Source organism: Enterococcus sp. DIV1307a (assembly GCF_050537425.1).
Lineage (GTDB): Bacteria > Bacillota > Bacilli > Lactobacillales > Enterococcaceae > Enterococcus > Enterococcus faecalis.
Genome location: NZ_CP172914.1, coordinates 2,786,409 through 2,803,063, shown reverse-complemented (window position 1 = coordinate 2,803,063; position 16,655 = coordinate 2,786,409). Strand labels below are relative to the sequence as shown.

At 39.9% G+C, this 16,655-nt stretch carries 11 protein-coding genes; all 11 read left to right on the top strand.

The genetic code is table 11. From position 1 onward, the window contains the following. Window positions 1–46: 46 nt before the first annotated feature. Entirely contained in the window at window positions 47–1,219 is a 1,173-nt protein-coding gene (locus IGL90_RS13585; RefSeq protein WP_048738017.1) for an NAD(P)-dependent malic enzyme, read from the top strand. A 6-nt stretch (window positions 1,220–1,225) separates the two neighbouring features. Continuing rightward, complete coding sequence (citG, locus tag IGL90_RS13580) at window positions 1,226–2,095, top strand: triphosphoribosyl-dephospho-CoA synthase CitG (RefSeq protein ID WP_048738015.1); 870 nt, start codon at window positions 1,226–1,228, stop codon at window positions 2,093–2,095. A gap of 740 nt (window positions 2,096–2,835) precedes the next feature. Continuing rightward, a complete protein-coding gene (locus tag IGL90_RS13575) occupies window positions 2,836–7,800 on the top strand; it encodes an Ig-like domain-containing protein (protein ID WP_163404275.1) in 4,965 nt (1,654 codons plus the stop codon). A gap of 232 nt (window positions 7,801–8,032) precedes the next feature. Further along, window positions 8,033–9,430, top strand: coding sequence for a tRNA uridine-5-carboxymethylaminomethyl(34) synthesis GTPase MnmE (gene mnmE, locus IGL90_RS13570; RefSeq protein WP_002355989.1), 1,398 nt, complete (start codon window positions 8,033–8,035; stop codon window positions 9,428–9,430). A 19-nt stretch (window positions 9,431–9,449) separates the two neighbouring features. Beyond that, window positions 9,450–11,357, top strand: coding sequence for a tRNA uridine-5-carboxymethylaminomethyl(34) synthesis enzyme MnmG (mnmG, locus tag IGL90_RS13565; RefSeq protein WP_048737720.1), 1,908 nt, complete (start codon window positions 9,450–9,452; stop codon window positions 11,355–11,357). 568 nt (window positions 11,358–11,925) lie between these two features. Next, complete coding sequence (locus IGL90_RS13560; RefSeq protein WP_048737722.1) at window positions 11,926–12,105, top strand: hypothetical protein; 180 nt, start codon at window positions 11,926–11,928, stop codon at window positions 12,103–12,105. A gap of 13 nt (window positions 12,106–12,118) precedes the next feature. Next, window positions 12,119–12,679: a GNAT family N-acetyltransferase gene (locus IGL90_RS13555; RefSeq protein WP_048737725.1), complete on the top strand. Its 561-nt coding sequence runs from the start codon at window positions 12,119–12,121 to the stop codon at window positions 12,677–12,679. 258 nt (window positions 12,680–12,937) lie between these two features. Continuing rightward, entirely contained in the window at window positions 12,938–13,738 is an 801-nt protein-coding gene (locus IGL90_RS13550; protein ID WP_002355987.1) for an SDR family oxidoreductase, read from the top strand. 15 nt (window positions 13,739–13,753) lie between these two features. Next, a complete protein-coding gene (locus IGL90_RS13545) occupies window positions 13,754–15,616 on the top strand; it encodes a BglG family transcription antiterminator (RefSeq protein ID WP_048737726.1) in 1,863 nt (620 codons plus the stop codon). After that, window positions 15,613–16,098 carry a transcriptional regulator GutM gene (locus IGL90_RS13540; protein WP_002368739.1) on the top strand — a complete coding sequence of 162 codons (486 nt, stop codon included), beginning with the start codon at window positions 15,613–15,615 and terminating at the stop codon, window positions 16,096–16,098. Before IGL90_RS13545 ends, IGL90_RS13540 begins: the two co-directional genes overlap by 4 nt. Next, window positions 16,098–16,652, top strand: a complete 555-nt coding sequence (gene srlA / locus IGL90_RS13535) for a PTS glucitol/sorbitol transporter subunit IIC (RefSeq protein ID WP_002355983.1) — start codon at window positions 16,098–16,100, stop codon at window positions 16,650–16,652. Before IGL90_RS13540 ends, srlA begins: the two co-directional genes overlap by 1 nt. Window positions 16,653–16,655: the final 3 nt, after the last annotated feature.

The following is a 16,655-nucleotide window of genomic DNA, read 5'->3' as shown; positions in this document are numbered from 1 at the left end:
GCTTCATCAAATAGAAAAAAGGCAGCCCGTGAAAGGAAGTGACAATGTGTTAGAAGAAGTTCTAGCAATTCATCAAAAAAATATTGGTGTACTAAGTCTTGAAGCAACAGAAGCGGTGTTAAACCATCATGATTTAGCCAAAATGTATACACCTGGTGTCGCAGAATTGAGTTTAATGATTGCCCAAAATCATGAATTAGCGCGCGAGTGGACCATTAGTGGTAAGTTAATTGCGGTTATTACAGATGGATCAGCTGTTCTGGGTCTCGGCAATATGGGCACGCAAGCGGGCTTGCCAATTGTTGAAGGCAAAGCTTTACTTTATAAAAATTTGGCGGGGGTCGATGCTATTCCTTTAGCACTGGAACAAAAATCAGTTGACGAGATGATTCAAACAATTGAAAATTTACAAAATAGTTTTGCAGGAATCCATTTAGAAGATATTTCTGCACCAAAATGTTTTGAAATTGAAGAAAAACTTCAACAACGTTTGAACATTCCTGTGTATCATGATGACCAAGAAGGCACTGCCATTGTCGTTTTAGCTGGGCTAATTAACGCAGCTAAAATTAAAGGAAAACCTTTAAATCAATTACGTGTGGTGATTAACGGAGTTGGTGCTTCTGGTGTAGCGACCGCTAAGTTATGTATTCAAGCGGGGATTACGCATCTCACCTTAGTAGATCGCCAAGGTGTTTTAAGAGAAGAAGACCCGACATTGAATCCTTACCAACGTGCTTTGCTTCGACAGGTAATAAAACCATCAGTAGAAAACAAAGATTTAGCCACCGCTGTCGTCAATCAGGATGTTTTTTTAGGCTTATCAGAAGCGGATGTGCTAACGCCAGCCCTGATTAAATCAATGAGCCAAGACCCAATTATCTTTGCTTTAGCAAATCCTAAACCAGAAATTGAACCAGCCCTCGCCCAAGCCAATGGTGTCCGTTTATTAGCAACTGGTTCTTCCAAATATCCGAATCAAGTGAACAACATTTTAGCTTTTCCAGGTCTTTTTAAAGGGTTATTGGCAGCGAAAGGCAGAAAAGTCGATGTCGGTTTGCAAATGACAGTAGCACGAAGCTTGGCCGCTATGATTTCAGAACCCACAGCAGAAAAATTTATACCTAATGTATTTGATGGCGGCGTAGTTGACACGGTTTTTAATGCTGTACTAGACTATATAAAACAAGAAAAGACCACGGCAGAAGAAGGGACGTAAAAGGCAATGACAAAGCAAGCAAGGAGTAAATTAGCGCAGCAAGCACAATTGGCACTACTCTATGAAGTGACCTGTTTAAATAAACCAGGCTTGGTGGATCCAGTCGATGCAGGCGCCCATCAAGATATGGATGTTTTCACTTTTTTAGAAAGTAGTGTGGTTTTGACTCCTTATTTTGAAACCTTCGTTCAAGCTGGGACAGAGCTACGTCATTTGCCGATTGAGGCAACATTTCGCGCAATTCGACAAGTTGGTTTAGAAGCAGAACGAGCAATGTTTGAGGCAACAGAAGGTATCAATACACATAAAGGAGCGATTTTTTCTCTAGGTATTTTTTTAGCTGTCTGTGGTCGTCTAATGATTTGGGAGACCCCTTGCACCTTACAATTGTTTCAACAAACGCTTCAAACAATGACGCAAGACTTACTGACCGACTTTGAAAACCTCGCTACGAATGAGCTAGAAAAACTAACTTGGGGTGAACGACTATTTGTTCAGCATGGCTTGACTGGAATCCGTGGTGAGGCGCAACAAGGTTATCCCGCTGTCTTTGAACAGGGAGTGCCTTATTATCAAAAACATCAAGGCACACAACAACAAAAACTCATTGATACGCTCCTTTATTTATCGCTCTATGTTGAGGATACGAATTTGATTAAACGAAGTCAAAATGTCCAAATTTTTGAAATATATCAACCGTTAATCCAGGAATATTTTGCTTTAGGGGGGACACAAACGTTACGGGGAACCCTTTGTTTAGAAAGATTGAATCACTTATTCAAAGAAAAAAATTGGAGTATTGGTGGCAGTGCAGATGCTTTAATTTTGGTGGTGTTTTTAGATAAACTCATGAAATTAAATTGGCTGACGCCTTAATTAAAAAGATAGTTACAACGCTGATTTGGTCAGTTGTTTTGACCTTATATGCTTATGGAAAGGTCTCAAGAGAATTCAAGAAAGCGATTGACAAATACCACGAAACACAGTATATTTTATTACGAAATCATTCTTATCAGAGTATACAAATACGATGATAAACAGTTGAAGCGAATCTTGATTTGCTTTTCCTAAACCTGATTCTTTTAGAATCAGGTTTTTGTTTATCTAAAAGGCGGCATTCGTTCAAAAACGGCTGTCGCCTTTTTTTATGAAATTTTTTTAATATAAAAAATTTCATAAAAAAATCTTAAAAACAGAAAAAATTGTTATAGATTAGAGTCATTTTTTTGATGTAAAGTTTTTGTAACTTATGTCTATAAAATTGATAAAAACAGTCAAAGTAGTAGAAAAAACAAGGGCGGAATTTCTCAAAAAAATAAAAAAATTTTCCGTTATTTAATTATCGATTTATCAAACGATAAGTTATAATAAAATAATTTATTTATCTTTAATGATTGAGAAGAAATGTATAAACTTCCTCATTTTCCTCTCATTGTATAATAACTCACTAATGAATTAGTGAGTTTTTTAACATATCCAGGTTGTTTGTTATCAAATGAATTTTTATATAAAAATTCACAGCATTATATTTTGAAAAGCTGAGGAAATGTACTAAACTGCAGGTGTTAAATCCATTTAAATCGCTAAAGGGGGAGATGAACAACTAGGGGAAGCTAATGATCTTGGTATTTATCGTTTATTTTAAAGAAAAGAGGGACGATCAGATGAAAAAGAAAATTGTTGAGGATTTTAATCGGAAAAGTCAGCATAAAAAATGGACAAAACGCAAGATGCTTAATTTAGCAATATCAAGTGGTTTATTATTTACGTCATTAGCAATCCCTGTAAGTATAGCTGTTACCTCTGGCACAATCAGTGCATCAGCAGCGGTCTTGGATATTGAACTATTATCAAATGTTACGTCAAATAATGACAGTGGCACTTCAACGAGTAATCGTTGGACAGCCGCAAACCAAAATCAACCAGTTAATTTCACGGTTTCTGGTGGCGCTTTAGCAGATGCTTCCGCTGTGTTTAGTGGACAAAAACAAGCGGTGTTAGTGGTTCCTCCTGAGTTAAGAGGAAATGTAGCTGCAGCAGGCAGCGCAGCAATCAATACCAACGTTACGATTGATCTTTCAAAAGTTACTTTTTTGACTGCCGTTTTGAATGCAGCCAATGATTTAACCAATGTCATTACTCAAATTACCAGTGGAGCGTTAGGGAATTTAACTGGTGTTGATATTGATTTGACGGAAGTGAATCGTCAATTGGAATTAGTGAATAACATTGAAAACTTAGGTGCTGCTTCATTTACAGCTCCGGAAACGTTAGCAGCTGACGGCTCATACATTAGTGCACCGATTAGTGATGGTTTAGGGTTAGTTTTAGCCCAAAATGTTTCAAACATCTTACAAGATTTGAATGCGGCAGTTCAAGCTTTGGAGGCGAAAGGAACCAGTATCCCAAGTAATCTTGTCGCTACAGCCATAAATGCAGCCTTGCTTCCTGTCAAAGGCACGGTAAACGTGGCTGTTTCAGGTGCTTTGCCTTTATTAGCGGTTGGTGGTTCAGGTGTGAATGAGTTAGTGGATGCTTCTTTACTAGGCGCAACTACGGTTACTTTACCAACTACCGTTTCAACACCTCAAAATTTATCCAATAATTTAGATGCTCGTTTTGTAGGAACAGTCGTTCAAACAGATCTTTTAGACGTTAATTTATTAGCAACAGCAGACGGTGTATCCAACATTTATTTTGCTGCAGGCACTACTAGTGAAGTAACCGCACCAACAATCACAGGAGTAACAGGCAATTCAACAGCAGGTTACGAAGTTAAAGGAACTGCCGATGCCAATGCCACGGTTGAAATCCGAAATGCAGGAGGCACCGTAATAGGCACAGGTACCGCTGATGGGACAGGAGCGTTTACAGTTACCATTCCCGCAGGTGAAGCAGGCGCCAATGAAACATTAACCGCCGTAGCGAAAAACGCCAGCGGTACAGAAAGTACGCCAACAACGTTCCAAACGCCAGCGGATGAGACAACCGTAACCGCACCAACAATCACAGGAGTGACAGGTAATTCAACGGCAGGTTACGAGGTTAAAGGAACTGCTGATGCCAATGCCACGGTTGAGATCCGAAATGCAGGAGGTGCCGTGATAGGCACAGGGAGCGCCGATGGGACAGGAGCGTTTACAGTTACCGTTCCCGCAGGTGAAGCAGGCGCCAATGAAACGTTAACCGCCGTAGCGAAAAACGCCAGCGGTACAGAAAGTACGCCAACAACGTTCCAAACACCAGCGGATGAGACAACCGTAACCGCACCAACAATCACAGGAGTGACAGGTAATTCAACGGCAGGTTACGAAGTTAAAGGAACTGCTGACGCCAATGCCACGGTTGAAATTCGAAATGCAGGAGGCACCGTGATAGGCACAGGGACCGCCGATGGAACAGGAGCGTTTACAGTCACTATTCCCGCAGGTGAAGCAGGTGCCAATGAAACGTTAACCGCCGTAGCGAAAAACGCTAGCGGTACAGAAAGTACGCCAACAACGTTCCAAACGCCAGCGGATCCTAATACACCCGTGGCGACGCCAATTGTTGAGACTGTAACAGGTAGTACAACAAAAGGCTATGAGGTCAAAGGAACTGCTGAAGTTGGCACCACCATTGAGGTTCGCGATGCAGCTGGCACGGTCCTTGGTACTGCCACAACTGGAACTGATGGAAAATATACAGTGACTTTAGATCCAGGAACAGCAACAGCAAATCAAACGCTGAGCGTTGTAGCGAAAAACGCTAGTGGCACGGAAAGTCAACCAGCAACGGCGACAACACCAGCTGATGTCACTGCACCAACAGTTGATAACATCACAGGCAACTCTGGTTCGGGTTATGAAATTACAGGAACAGCAGACCCTAACACAACAATCGAAGTTCGTGATCCAGCTGGGGCAGTTATTGGTACAGGTACCTCTGATACGAATGGTGATTTTACTGTAACGCTACCAACGGGAACGACCAATCCTGGGGATACGTTAACAGTGATTGGAAAGGATAACGCGGGAAATGAAAGTCAACCGACTGAAGTCCTTGTTCCTGCTGATGCCATGGTTACAGCACCAACTGTAACAGGAGTCACAGGTAATTCAGTTGCTGGTTATCAGGTGACAGGCACCGCTGATCCGAATGCTACCATCGAAATTCGTGATGCAGATGGGAACGTGATTGCAACAGGGACTGCCGATGGGACTGGTTCCTTTGCTGTGAACCTTCCAGCTGGGACGGCAAATGCGAACGAAACATTGACAGCGTTAGCCAAAGATCCTGCTGGCAATACAAGTACACCGACAACCTTCCAAACACCAGCAGATGAAGTAGTGGCACCGCCAAGTGTCGACAAAGTTACTGGGAATACAACACAAGGATATCAAGTGACAGGTACCGCTGAACTTGGCACCACCATTGAAGTTCGTGCAACAGACGGAACAGTTTTAGGCACCGCAACAACTGGACCGACTGGCCAATATACTGTGACATTAGCTTCAGGAAAAGCAACAGCGAAACAAACAGTGAATGTAGTTGCTAAAAATGATACTGGACTTGAAAGTCAACCAACTACAGCTATGACACCCGCTGATGTTACCACACCAACAATTGGTGACATTACTGGAGATTCAACAACTGGTTATGAAATCACTGGGACGGCGGACCCTAATACCACCATTGAAGTACGGAACCCAGATGGAACAATTATTGGTACAACGACAACGGATGATCAAGGAAACTTTACTGTGGACCTTCCAGCGGGAGCCGCTAATCCTGGTGATACATTAACAGTTGTTGGAAAAGACGGTGACGGCAATGAAAGTCAACCAACAGAAGTGACGGTTCCTGAAGATGCAACCGTAGCAGCACCAACTGTGACGACTGTTACAGGAACAACTGCCACTGGGTATCAAGTAACCGGCACGGCAGAGCCAAATGTCACCATTGAGATTCACAATGAAGCAGGTTTAGTTATTGCTACGGGAACGACTGATGGTGCTGGCGCCTTTACAATCACTCTTCCGACGGGCACAGCAACAGCTAACGAAGCTTTAACTGCCATTGCGAAAGATGCTGCTGGGAAAGAAAGTAATCCGACTGCTTTCAAAACACCTGCTGATCCAGATGCACCAGTCGCGACACCTACTGTTGACAAAATCACTGGTAGCACGACAAAAGGCTATCAAGTAGTAGGAGCAGCAGAAGTTGGTACAACAGTTGAGGTGCGTGACGCCGATGGCACAGTCCTTGGCATGGCAACTACTGGAACTGATGGCAAATACACAGTGACTTTAGAGCCAGGGAAGGCCTCAGCTAACGAAACAATAACTGTCGTAGCGAAAAATGCAACAGGGAAAGAAAGTCAGCCGGCTACAGCAACTACACCAGCCGACTTAGCCACACCAACCATTGATTCTATTACCGGAAATTCTAGTAAAGGTTACGAAATCACTGGAACGGCGGAGCCAAAAACCACTATTGATGTCCGTGACGCAGACGGAACCATCATTGCTGCTACAACTGCTAACGAAACCGGCCAATATACGGTGACTCTACCAGCTGGCGTAGTGACACCAGGAGAAACGATTACGATTATTAGCAAAGATGGCGCTGGCAATGAAAGTCAACCAGCTACAGCCGTTATTCCAGCGGATATTGTTTTAGCGGCGCCAACTATTACGAAGGTTGAAGGAAACAAAGCCAATGGCTATACAGTCACTGGAACTGCTGATCCAAATGTCACGGTTCAATTTTACAATAGCAGTGAAAAATTATTGGCAAGTGGCAATACAACTACTGGAGGCACCTTCTCCGTTCATATTGCAGCAGGGTTAGCAACAGAAAAAGAAACGTTAACCGCACTAACCACAGATACACAAGGAAATGTGAGTCCTAAAACCACATTTATGACGCCAGCCGATATTACGGGAGAACCAGAAATTAAAATTGCGGCGCCAACTGTTTCTTCAGTTTTAGGAACGTCTAAAGCCGGCTACCTCATCAAAGGAACAGCTGAACCAAACCGAATCATTCAAATTAGTAACCGACTATTAAGAAGTGTGATTGCTGTAGGTGCCACCGATGCTGAAGGCAACTTCGCTATCCAATTAACAGCGGGACAAGCGACTGCTCAACAAAGTTTACTTGCGACAGCTACCGATGGCGCAGGACATTACAGTACGGCTACAACCTTCATGACACCAGCCGACCCAACGAATCCTGGAGGAGGCAATGGTAACACTGGCGGAAATAACGGCAATACAGGCGGCAACACAGGAAACAATGGCGCAACTGGCGGGAATAATGGGAATGGTTCAAACACAGGTTCAAATCCAAATGGGGGTTCTGGTTTAGGCACAACAGGTTCTGGCTTAGGTTCACTAGGCAATGGCCTCGGTACAAATGGTAGTGGCTACAATCCGAAACTAAGTACCATCAGTTATGGCACTGGAAATCACGGGAAAACAGGCTACTTACCTAGCACAGGTGAAAAAGAGTCTTCAGCCGTGACAACAAGTTTGTTTGGCGCCTTTGTCGCACTCCTTGCGAGCATGGGAATCATCAAACGCAAACGTAAAAACTAGCTCTCTCCTTTAATTCCTATAGATGAGAAAACGTATTGTTGAGAATTCCCCACTCAATGATACGTTTTTTCGTTCCATTTAATGAAGAAAAATTGCCAAATAGAATAAAATGTGCTATTCTATTTTCAGAAAATCGAAGGAACAAGCAGTGAAAGTGCTAAATCCAACCTGAATTTTTTAATGCAGGAGGAGTGGGCGCTTTTTTTGTTGTTATGAAGAAAGGAAGCTAATTATGCAATCAGCTACAATGGAATTTGATACAATTGCGGCGATTTCTACGCCGCCAGGTGAAGGTGCGATTAGTATTGTTCGTTTAAGTGGCGAGCAAGCAGTTGCTATTGCAAACAAAGTTTATCGGTCAGGCACTAAAGATTTAGCTAAAGTCCCCACGCACACGATTCATTATGGTCATATTGTTGATCCGCAAAACGATCAATTGATTGATGAAGTCATGCTTTCTGTGATGCGGGCACCGAAAACATTTACTCGAGAAGACGTGGTAGAAATTAACTGTCATGGCGGCATTGTCGTGGTGAACCAATTATTGCAATTACTGTTACGTGAAGGCGCACGAATGGCCGAACCTGGGGAATTTACAAAACGTGCTTTTCTAAATGGCCGAATGGATCTTTCACAAGCAGAAGCAGTGATGGACTTAATCCGTGCTAAAACAGATAAAGCGATGAATGTTGCATTGAACCAATTGGATGGTAACTTGTCGGCGTTAATTCGTTCATTAAGACAAGAAATTTTAAATACTTTAGCACAAGTAGAAGTTAATATCGATTATCCAGAGTATGATGATGTCGAAGAATTAACCACGAAATTACTTTTAGAAAAAGCCGAATTTGTGAAAGCGCAGATTCAACAATTATTAACGACCGCTAAACAAGGAAAAATTTTGCGAGAAGGTCTAAGTACAGCAATTATTGGCCGACCAAATGTCGGGAAATCCAGTTTGTTAAACCATCTGTTACGAGAAGAAAAAGCTATCGTTACAGATATTGCTGGAACGACACGTGATGTCATTGAAGAATACGTTAACGTTCGCGGCGTTCCTTTAAAATTAATTGATACAGCGGGGATTCGCGAAACAGAAGACATTGTGGAACGAATTGGTGTCGAACGTAGCCGCAAAGCGTTAGCAGATTCGGATTTAATTTTGTTAGTCTTAAATCAAAGCGAAGAATTGACAGAGGAAGATCGTCAACTGTTGGAAGCAACGAAAGGCTTAAAACGCGTTATTCTTTTAAATAAAATGGACTTACCGACAAAACTGGATCCTAACGAATTACAAGAATTAGTCCCTGCAGAAGAAATTTTATCCGTTTCGGTGTTGTCAAACACAGGCTTAGACCAGTTAGAAGCGAAAATTGCTGATCTTTTCTTTGGCGGCCAAACAGGCGAAAAAGATGCTACCTATATTTCTAATACACGTCATATTGCTTTGCTAGATCAAGCAGCGCTTTCGTTACAAGAAGTGATTAACGGCATCGAAGCAGGTATGCCAGTCGATTTAGTTCAAATTGATATGACCCGTTGTTGGGATTATTTAGGCGAAATCGTCGGCGATAGTGTCCAAGATGAATTAATTACACAGTTATTTAGTCAATTTTGTTTAGGAAAATAAGACAAGAGAGGAATTTTTTATGAATCAATATCAAGCAGAATCATATGATGTTATTGTCGTCGGTGCTGGACATGCTGGCTCTGAAGCAGCCTTAGCAGCCGCACGAATGGGCGTTAAAACGTTACTTTTAACAATTAATTTAGATATGGTTGCTTTTATGCCATGTAACCCTTCTGTTGGTGGACCTGCCAAAGGAGTCGTTGTCCGAGAAATCGATGCATTAGGCGGCGAAATGGGTAAAAACATTGATAAAACCTACATCCAAATGCGGATGCTAAATACTGGTAAAGGTCCAGCAGTGCGTGCGTTGCGCGCGCAAGCTGACAAACATGCCTATGCGACAGAAATGAAACATACCATTGAAAAAGAAGGAAATTTAACCCTTCGTCAAGGGATTGTTGAAGAATTAATCGTGGAAGATGGCGTTTGTCGTGGTGTTGTAACTTCAACAGGTGCCGCATACCGTAGTCAAGCAGTGGTGATTACTGCCGGTACTGCCTTGCGTGGCGAAATTATTATTGGTGAATTAAAATATTCATCAGGACCAAACAATTCGCAACCTTCCGTTGGTTTAGCCAATCATTTAAAAGAATTAGGTTTAGAAATCGATCGCTTTAAAACAGGAACGCCGCCACGAGTAAAATCAAGTACGATTGATTATTCTGTGACAGAGGAACAACCAGGCGATAAAGAACCCAACCACTTTAGTTACAGCACGCCAGATAGTGCCTACAATCAAAACCAAGAACCTTGTTGGTTAACTTATACGAATGAAACAACGCATGAAATTATTCAAAAAAATCTACACCGCGCCCCAATGTTTACTGGGATTGTGGAAGGTGTGGGCGCTCGGTATTGCCCATCCATCGAGGACAAAATTGTTCGTTTTGCAGACAAACCAAGACACCAATTGTTCTTGGAACCAGAAGGGTTGAATACCGAAGAAGTTTACGTCCAAGGCTTATCTACTTCTTTACCAGAAGATGTCCAAACAGAAATGCTTCATTCTATTGAAGGATTAGAAAAAGTAGAAATGATGCGTACAGGTTACGCCATTGAATACGATGTGGTAGTCCCTCACCAATTACGCCCAACATTAGAAACAAAGGTCATTGAAAATCTTTATACAGCAGGTCAAACGAACGGAACTAGTGGCTACGAAGAAGCTGCTGGTCAAGGCTTGATGGCAGGAATTAATGCTGCATTGAAAATTCAAGGCAAAGAGCCTCTTGTATTAAAACGTAGTGATGGCTATATTGGCGTCATGATTGATGATTTAGTTACAAAAGGCACTAACGAACCTTATCGCTTATTAACGTCACGTGCGGAGTATCGTTTGATTTTACGACATGACAATGCGGACTTACGTTTAACAGAAATGGGTCATGAAATTGGCTTAGTCAAAGAAGAACAATATGCCGCCTATCTAGTCAAAAAAGCGGCTGTTGAAGCGGAAATTGCCCGCTTAGGCAAACATCGGATTAAACCAACCAAAGAAGTGCAAGCATTTTTGGAAACCAAAGGCGCTGCTGGCTTAAAAGATGGTATTTTAGCTAGAGATTTTCTGAAACGCCCAGAAATCAGTTATCAAGAAGTCGCTCAATTTATCCCCGCACCTGAAGAGGCACTCGATCCGAAAGTGATTGAACAAGTAGAAATTCAAATCAAGTACGAAGGCTACATTAAAAAAGCCATGGAAAAAGTTGAGAAACTAAAACGCATGGAAGCAAAACGCATTCCAGAAAACATTGATTACCAAGCGATTAACGGCTTGGCGACAGAAGCAAAACAAAAACTACAAAAAATCCAACCAGAAACGATTGCCCAAGCAAGCCGTATCAGCGGTGTGAACCCCGCTGACATTAGCATTTTGATGGTCTACATCGAACAAGGAAAAATCGCGAAAAAAGTTACTAAAATCGATTAAGTAGGAAGAAATCTGTGAGTTACACATAAATATTTTAAAATACCTTTTATTTATAAAAAACATAGACAGTCGATTTTTAACGTGAAGAAATAGTAAATATCGATGTGAAAATAGAGAATAGTATAGCCCTCTGTACTTTAATTGTATAGGGATTCTATATTTAAATTTAGTTTCAGAAGTAGATAGAAAAGTATTGAATATTATTAAAAATAAAGCTGAGCTTTTATATTATGCAGAAGATAGTGTGATGTACATTTTTTCTAGAGGAAGAAAAGATATAAGTTTTTAGGTGAAGATTATCTGTATATTTAAAGTTAGGATAATAAAAATATATAAAATATTGAGAAAAAATATGTCAATTTAGTAGTAACATAAGAAATAGTAAACATACTCAGAAGTTATTATAAAAATTGTGATGGATTTCAAATTAAAAAATATTCAATAAGGATTCGATATAGTTGAAAAAAGTATTGCTTATAAGAAGATTATCTGGGATAATAAAAAAGCATAAGATTTAACAGATTAGTTTTAAGCTGTTAAGATAGATGTGAAGAATGGAGGGGATATTATGGCTACAACGATTACTAATACCGAAATGTACTTTAAGACAGAAAGTGAAAGAAAAGTATTTTTAAAAAATGTATATTCTCGTAAAACCAAACCTTCAAATAAAAACATTGCAAAAACTCTAGAGGGTATGAAGCGAATAAAAACACTCAATATTGATGGCGTAAAATATGAACTATGAGTGAGGATTGCAGATGTTTATTGATCAACAAGTGATTATTAAAAAAATTTCAAACATAGATGAAAAAGAAAAAGCCTTAGTTAGGGCTTTTTCTTGTGGAAAAGATCATATTGATTCATATTTAAAAGATGAAGCATTGGAAGACGTTATATATGGGATTACTAAAACTTTTCTACTATTCATAACTTCTGAGGATAGTCCTACCTTTTTGCTAGGGTTTTTCTCATTAACAACAGATAGGGTTGTCGTTACAAAAAAATCAACCCTGACTGGTAAATTTAAAGAATGGAAAAATCCGATTAGTCGAGATTCTATACCCGGAATACAGATTCATCACTTTGGAGTTCAAAAAGAATATCAAAGGCAACATTTTGGAACTGAGATGATGTTTTATGTGTTTACATACATTCAAACAGCTATATTGCCACATATTGGGGCATGTCTTATTACTGTTCAAAGTGAAAAAGATGTTAAAAATTTTTATGAATCAATAGGGTTTAGATGTACAGGACAGGACAGAGGTAAGAATGTAAGCATGGCATTTCTCACAAATGAATTTTTTATAGATGAGTAATTATTTTGAAAGAGTATCATTAAAGTTTAATTTTTATAAAATACTATGTATCAATATTTAACTATCTGAGTGGTCGAACAAGGATAATAAAAATTTGAAGCAGTTGCTTCTTCACGGATGATTGATTGTGAAGAAGCAACTGCTTTTTTGTTTTGAATTAGTCTACTCTTTTTTCTAAACTGCAAAAAAAGACTGTCTTAAATAATTTCACAAACTGACCTATACTGAAAGCGCAAACAAATGATAGGAGTGGAACAAATGACAGATTGGTTAGGAATTAAAGGAAAAGTAGTGATTGTTACAGGAGGCTCATCTGGTATTGGTCGCAGCATTGTTGAAAGCTTGTTAGCGCAAGAGGTCTATGTCGCTAATTTTGATATTTCAGCATCAGAAACGCAACATGAGCATTTACTCTTTGTGAAAGTCGATGTAACTTCTCGAGCAGAAGTAGAAGCGGGTGTCGCTCAAGTGGTGGAAAAATTTGGAACCGTAGATGGCCTAGTAAATAATGCCGGAATCAATATTCCTCGTCTATTGGTGGATAAAAATCATCCTCATGGGCCTTATGAATTATCGGATGAGGTATTCGACAAAATTGTAGCCATCAATCAAAAAGGGCTCTACCTAATGAGCCAAGCAGTGGGCCGGATTCTTGTACAAAAACAAGCAGGTGTCATTATTAATATGTCTTCAGAAGCTGGATTAGAAGGCTCCGAAGGGCAAAGCGCCTACGCTGCAACGAAAGCAGCGGTCAGCAGTTATACACGTTCATGGGCTAAAGAGTTAGGAAAATCAAACGTCCGTGTTGTGGGGATTGCGCCAGGCATTATGGAAGAAACGGGCTTGCGCACTTTAGCATATGAAGAAGCATTGGCTTATACACGAAACATTTCTGTTGAGCAATTGCGAGCAGGTTATTCAAAAACAAGTACGATTCCATTAGGTCGTAGCGGAAAACTCCATGAAGTCGCTGACTTAGTATGCTATTATTTATCAGACCGTTCAAGCTATATTACAGGCATCACCACAAACGTAGCTGGAGGTAAAACAAGAGGATAGAGGTGGGAAAACTAAATGACGCTAGTAAATAGATGGTACCAAGTAATAAAATTACTAGTTGATCACAAAGGAATGAGCTTACAGGAGTTGCAAGAGAAATTAGCCGCAAGTCCTCAAACAGTTCGTAAAAACATTGATACATTGAATGATGAATTAATCGGTATCGCCCAAATTATTCAGAAGGAAAATCTCTTTCAGTTAGAAATCAATAACTTTGAAGGTTTTGAAGAGGTTTTGTCTGGACGGCTAAAAAGGGAATCTGATTTTAATTCTTCAAGCAAGCGTGTTTCCTACATTATCAAACGATTAATAGAAGAAGATCAATTTATTTCAACTTATGATTTATCCGAAGAACTCGCCGTTAGTCGCGGCACAGTTAATAAAGACATTAAGCGCATGAAAGAGCTGATTGCTCCTTGGCAGGTTGCGGTTGTAGGCACGCCAAACCGTGGCATTCATTTAGAAGGAAAAGAGTTTGATTTACGCTTACTTCATGTGAATTACGTCCAAGAATATTTTGAAGAACAGTTTCTTCATGAAACTACCAAACAAATGATACAAAAAATAATCAAAGAAACAAGACTAGCGAAACAAGATAGTTTTCTTTTACGAAGAGTGGTTTCAATTGTTTTGCAGCGTGTTTTAGCTGGAAAACTCATTACGGAACTACCACCAGAATATGTTGATTATGTTCGTCATAACGAGCAGATTGAAGAACTGATGTATCACTTGGAAATAACCTATAATGTAACGTTAAGCCAATGGGAACGTTCCTTTATCAGCTTTCCTTTTAACATCAACACAAACCATATTCGTAATTCTTTATTGGCTGATGAAGGACTCTTAGCTGACTATTTTCAAAAAATGATGAAAAAAATTCATCATTCAGTTGTTGTTGAATTTGATGAGGACTTCTTGTTTTCAGAAATGAAAGATCATTTAAGAAACGTGATGAATCGACTCGTTTTTCATGTGGAGTGTCACGATTTATTTTACGGAGAAATTGAACGTCAATATCCTTTGGCCTATGAATTAGCCAAGATTGGCTTGCAAGAATTGGGCCGTTTGTTAAATCGTTGTGTGCCGACGGTTGAATTTGGGTATCTCGCTTTGTATTTTGAGCTAGCATTGAGAGGGAACTATGAAGCGGGAGCCAAAAAAGAAATCGCTGTAATCTGCAGTACAGGTCATGGAACGGCCTTGATCATTCAGCGGCAATTGGAAAAAGTTTTGGGTCCAGACGTTCAGATTGCCCATTTTTCTGAAGAAGAGGCAGAGAGAAGAGAATTGAATCAATATTTTGCTATTTTTACAACCATTACCTTAAAAAATATTCGACCACAAACACCGATGATCCATTTAACTAATTTATTTAACGATACTTGGCTCAGAAATGAGTGGCAGAGAGCAAAAGAAATTCGTTCCGTGGAATCTCAAAATATTCATATGACCTATCAATTATTAGAGAATACTCAAGGTTACCGAGCGAATATCCAGAAAATGATTGCTGATTTAGAAGCAGAAAAATTAGTAGATCCCCAATTTATCGAACGAATTTTTGCTAGAGAAGATCAACAAACAACTATTTTTGAATCGGGGATTGCCTTTCCCCATACAATTAATCAAGCCTTACCAACGATTATTTTATCGATTGGGGTTTTTGAAGAATCACTGGTTACACCAGAAGGTAAAGTTGATGTTATTTTGCTGTTGGGTATTCCAGAAGAGCTGACGGCCACTGTTGAAGCAGAGTTACTACAACTATATGACCGCTTGTTTACAATCGCAGGAGACGAACGTTTACGTAATGAGTTACGGAAGCAACGAGATGTTTTAGCGGTTAAAGAGTGGATGCAAAGGAAGGGGATTATCATATGAGTTTTATCTACGTATTCGGGGCGCTTTTTTTAACAGCTTACTTCGTTCAGATAGCTATGGGAATGAAACAGATTAAACACTTTAATCAAAACTACCAAGAATTGCGACAATTAGGAAAAGTCGCGATTGGTCGACGTGCAGGGAAGTTAAAAGCAGGCACGATTATCTTATTTGCTGTGGATTCACAAGGGAAAATCTTAGCCGCTAGAAAGATGCAAGGTGTCACTGTTCTAGCTAAATTTCATTCCTTACCTCAGTACGTGAACGAGGATATTCATTATATGGATCATTACCATCCGCTCGTACAAAAGGAAAATAAATTAACCCAACAAGCGATGGAAAATGCACGAGAAATTTACTTACGTGTTGAGCTTGGCAATTATCAAGAAACACAACCATTAACGCCGCTTAATGGAGCCAAAATTCAATGGCAATTATGGAAAAATAAAGTACAAACAAAATTGAAAGGAAGTGTCGAGTAATGTCTTATATTACAAAATTTGCGGAAGGATTTATGCACCTTTTCCAAACAGGAGCAGAAACATTTATTTCTTGGATGACAGGCATCGTACCTGTTGTTTTGATGTTAATGGTAGCTATGAATACTTTAATTGCTTTTCTAGGAGAAGAAAGAGTAACCAAGGTAGCCAAACTTTCTGCCAAAAATCCTGTTACGCGGTATTTAGTGTTGCCTTTTTTATCCGCTTTTATGTTAGGCAATCCAATGTCCTTTACGATGGCTCGATTTTTACCAGAATACTATAAACCTAGCTATTATGCTGCACAAGCGCAATTTTGTCATACCAGTAATGGAGTTTTTCCTCATATTAATCCTGGTGAATTGTTCGTTTGGTTAGGGATTGCGCAAGGGATTGATACGTTAGGACTAAATTCGATGGACCTAGCGATTCGCTATATGTTTGTAGGGATATTAATGAATTTTATTGGCGGTTGGGTTACCGATTTCACTACCGCCTATGTTTGCAAACAACAAGGAATTACCCTTAGTAAAACAGTAGAGATTGCTGTGGATTAGAAA

Coding starts and splice junctions, on each gene's coding strand:
- IGL90_RS13575 (WP_163404275.1), top strand. CDS start 2,836: ATGATCTTGGTATTTATCGTTTATTTTAAAGAAAAGAGGGACGATCAG.
- citG (WP_048738015.1), top strand. CDS start 1,226: ATGACAAAGCAAGCAAGGAGTAAATTAGCGCAGCAAGCACAATTGGCA.
- IGL90_RS13540 (WP_002368739.1), top strand. CDS start 15,613: ATGAGTTTTATCTACGTATTCGGGGCGCTTTTTTTAACAGCTTACTTC.
- IGL90_RS13560 (WP_048737722.1), top strand. CDS start 11,926: ATGGCTACAACGATTACTAATACCGAAATGTACTTTAAGACAGAAAGT.
- IGL90_RS13555 (WP_048737725.1), top strand. CDS start 12,119: ATGTTTATTGATCAACAAGTGATTATTAAAAAAATTTCAAACATAGAT.
- srlA (WP_002355983.1), top strand. CDS start 16,098: ATGTCTTATATTACAAAATTTGCGGAAGGATTTATGCACCTTTTCCAA.
- IGL90_RS13545 (WP_048737726.1), top strand. CDS start 13,754: ATGACGCTAGTAAATAGATGGTACCAAGTAATAAAATTACTAGTTGAT.
- mnmE (WP_002355989.1), top strand. CDS start 8,033: ATGCAATCAGCTACAATGGAATTTGATACAATTGCGGCGATTTCTACG.
- mnmG (WP_048737720.1), top strand. CDS start 9,450: ATGAATCAATATCAAGCAGAATCATATGATGTTATTGTCGTCGGTGCT.
- IGL90_RS13550 (WP_002355987.1), top strand. CDS start 12,938: ATGACAGATTGGTTAGGAATTAAAGGAAAAGTAGTGATTGTTACAGGA.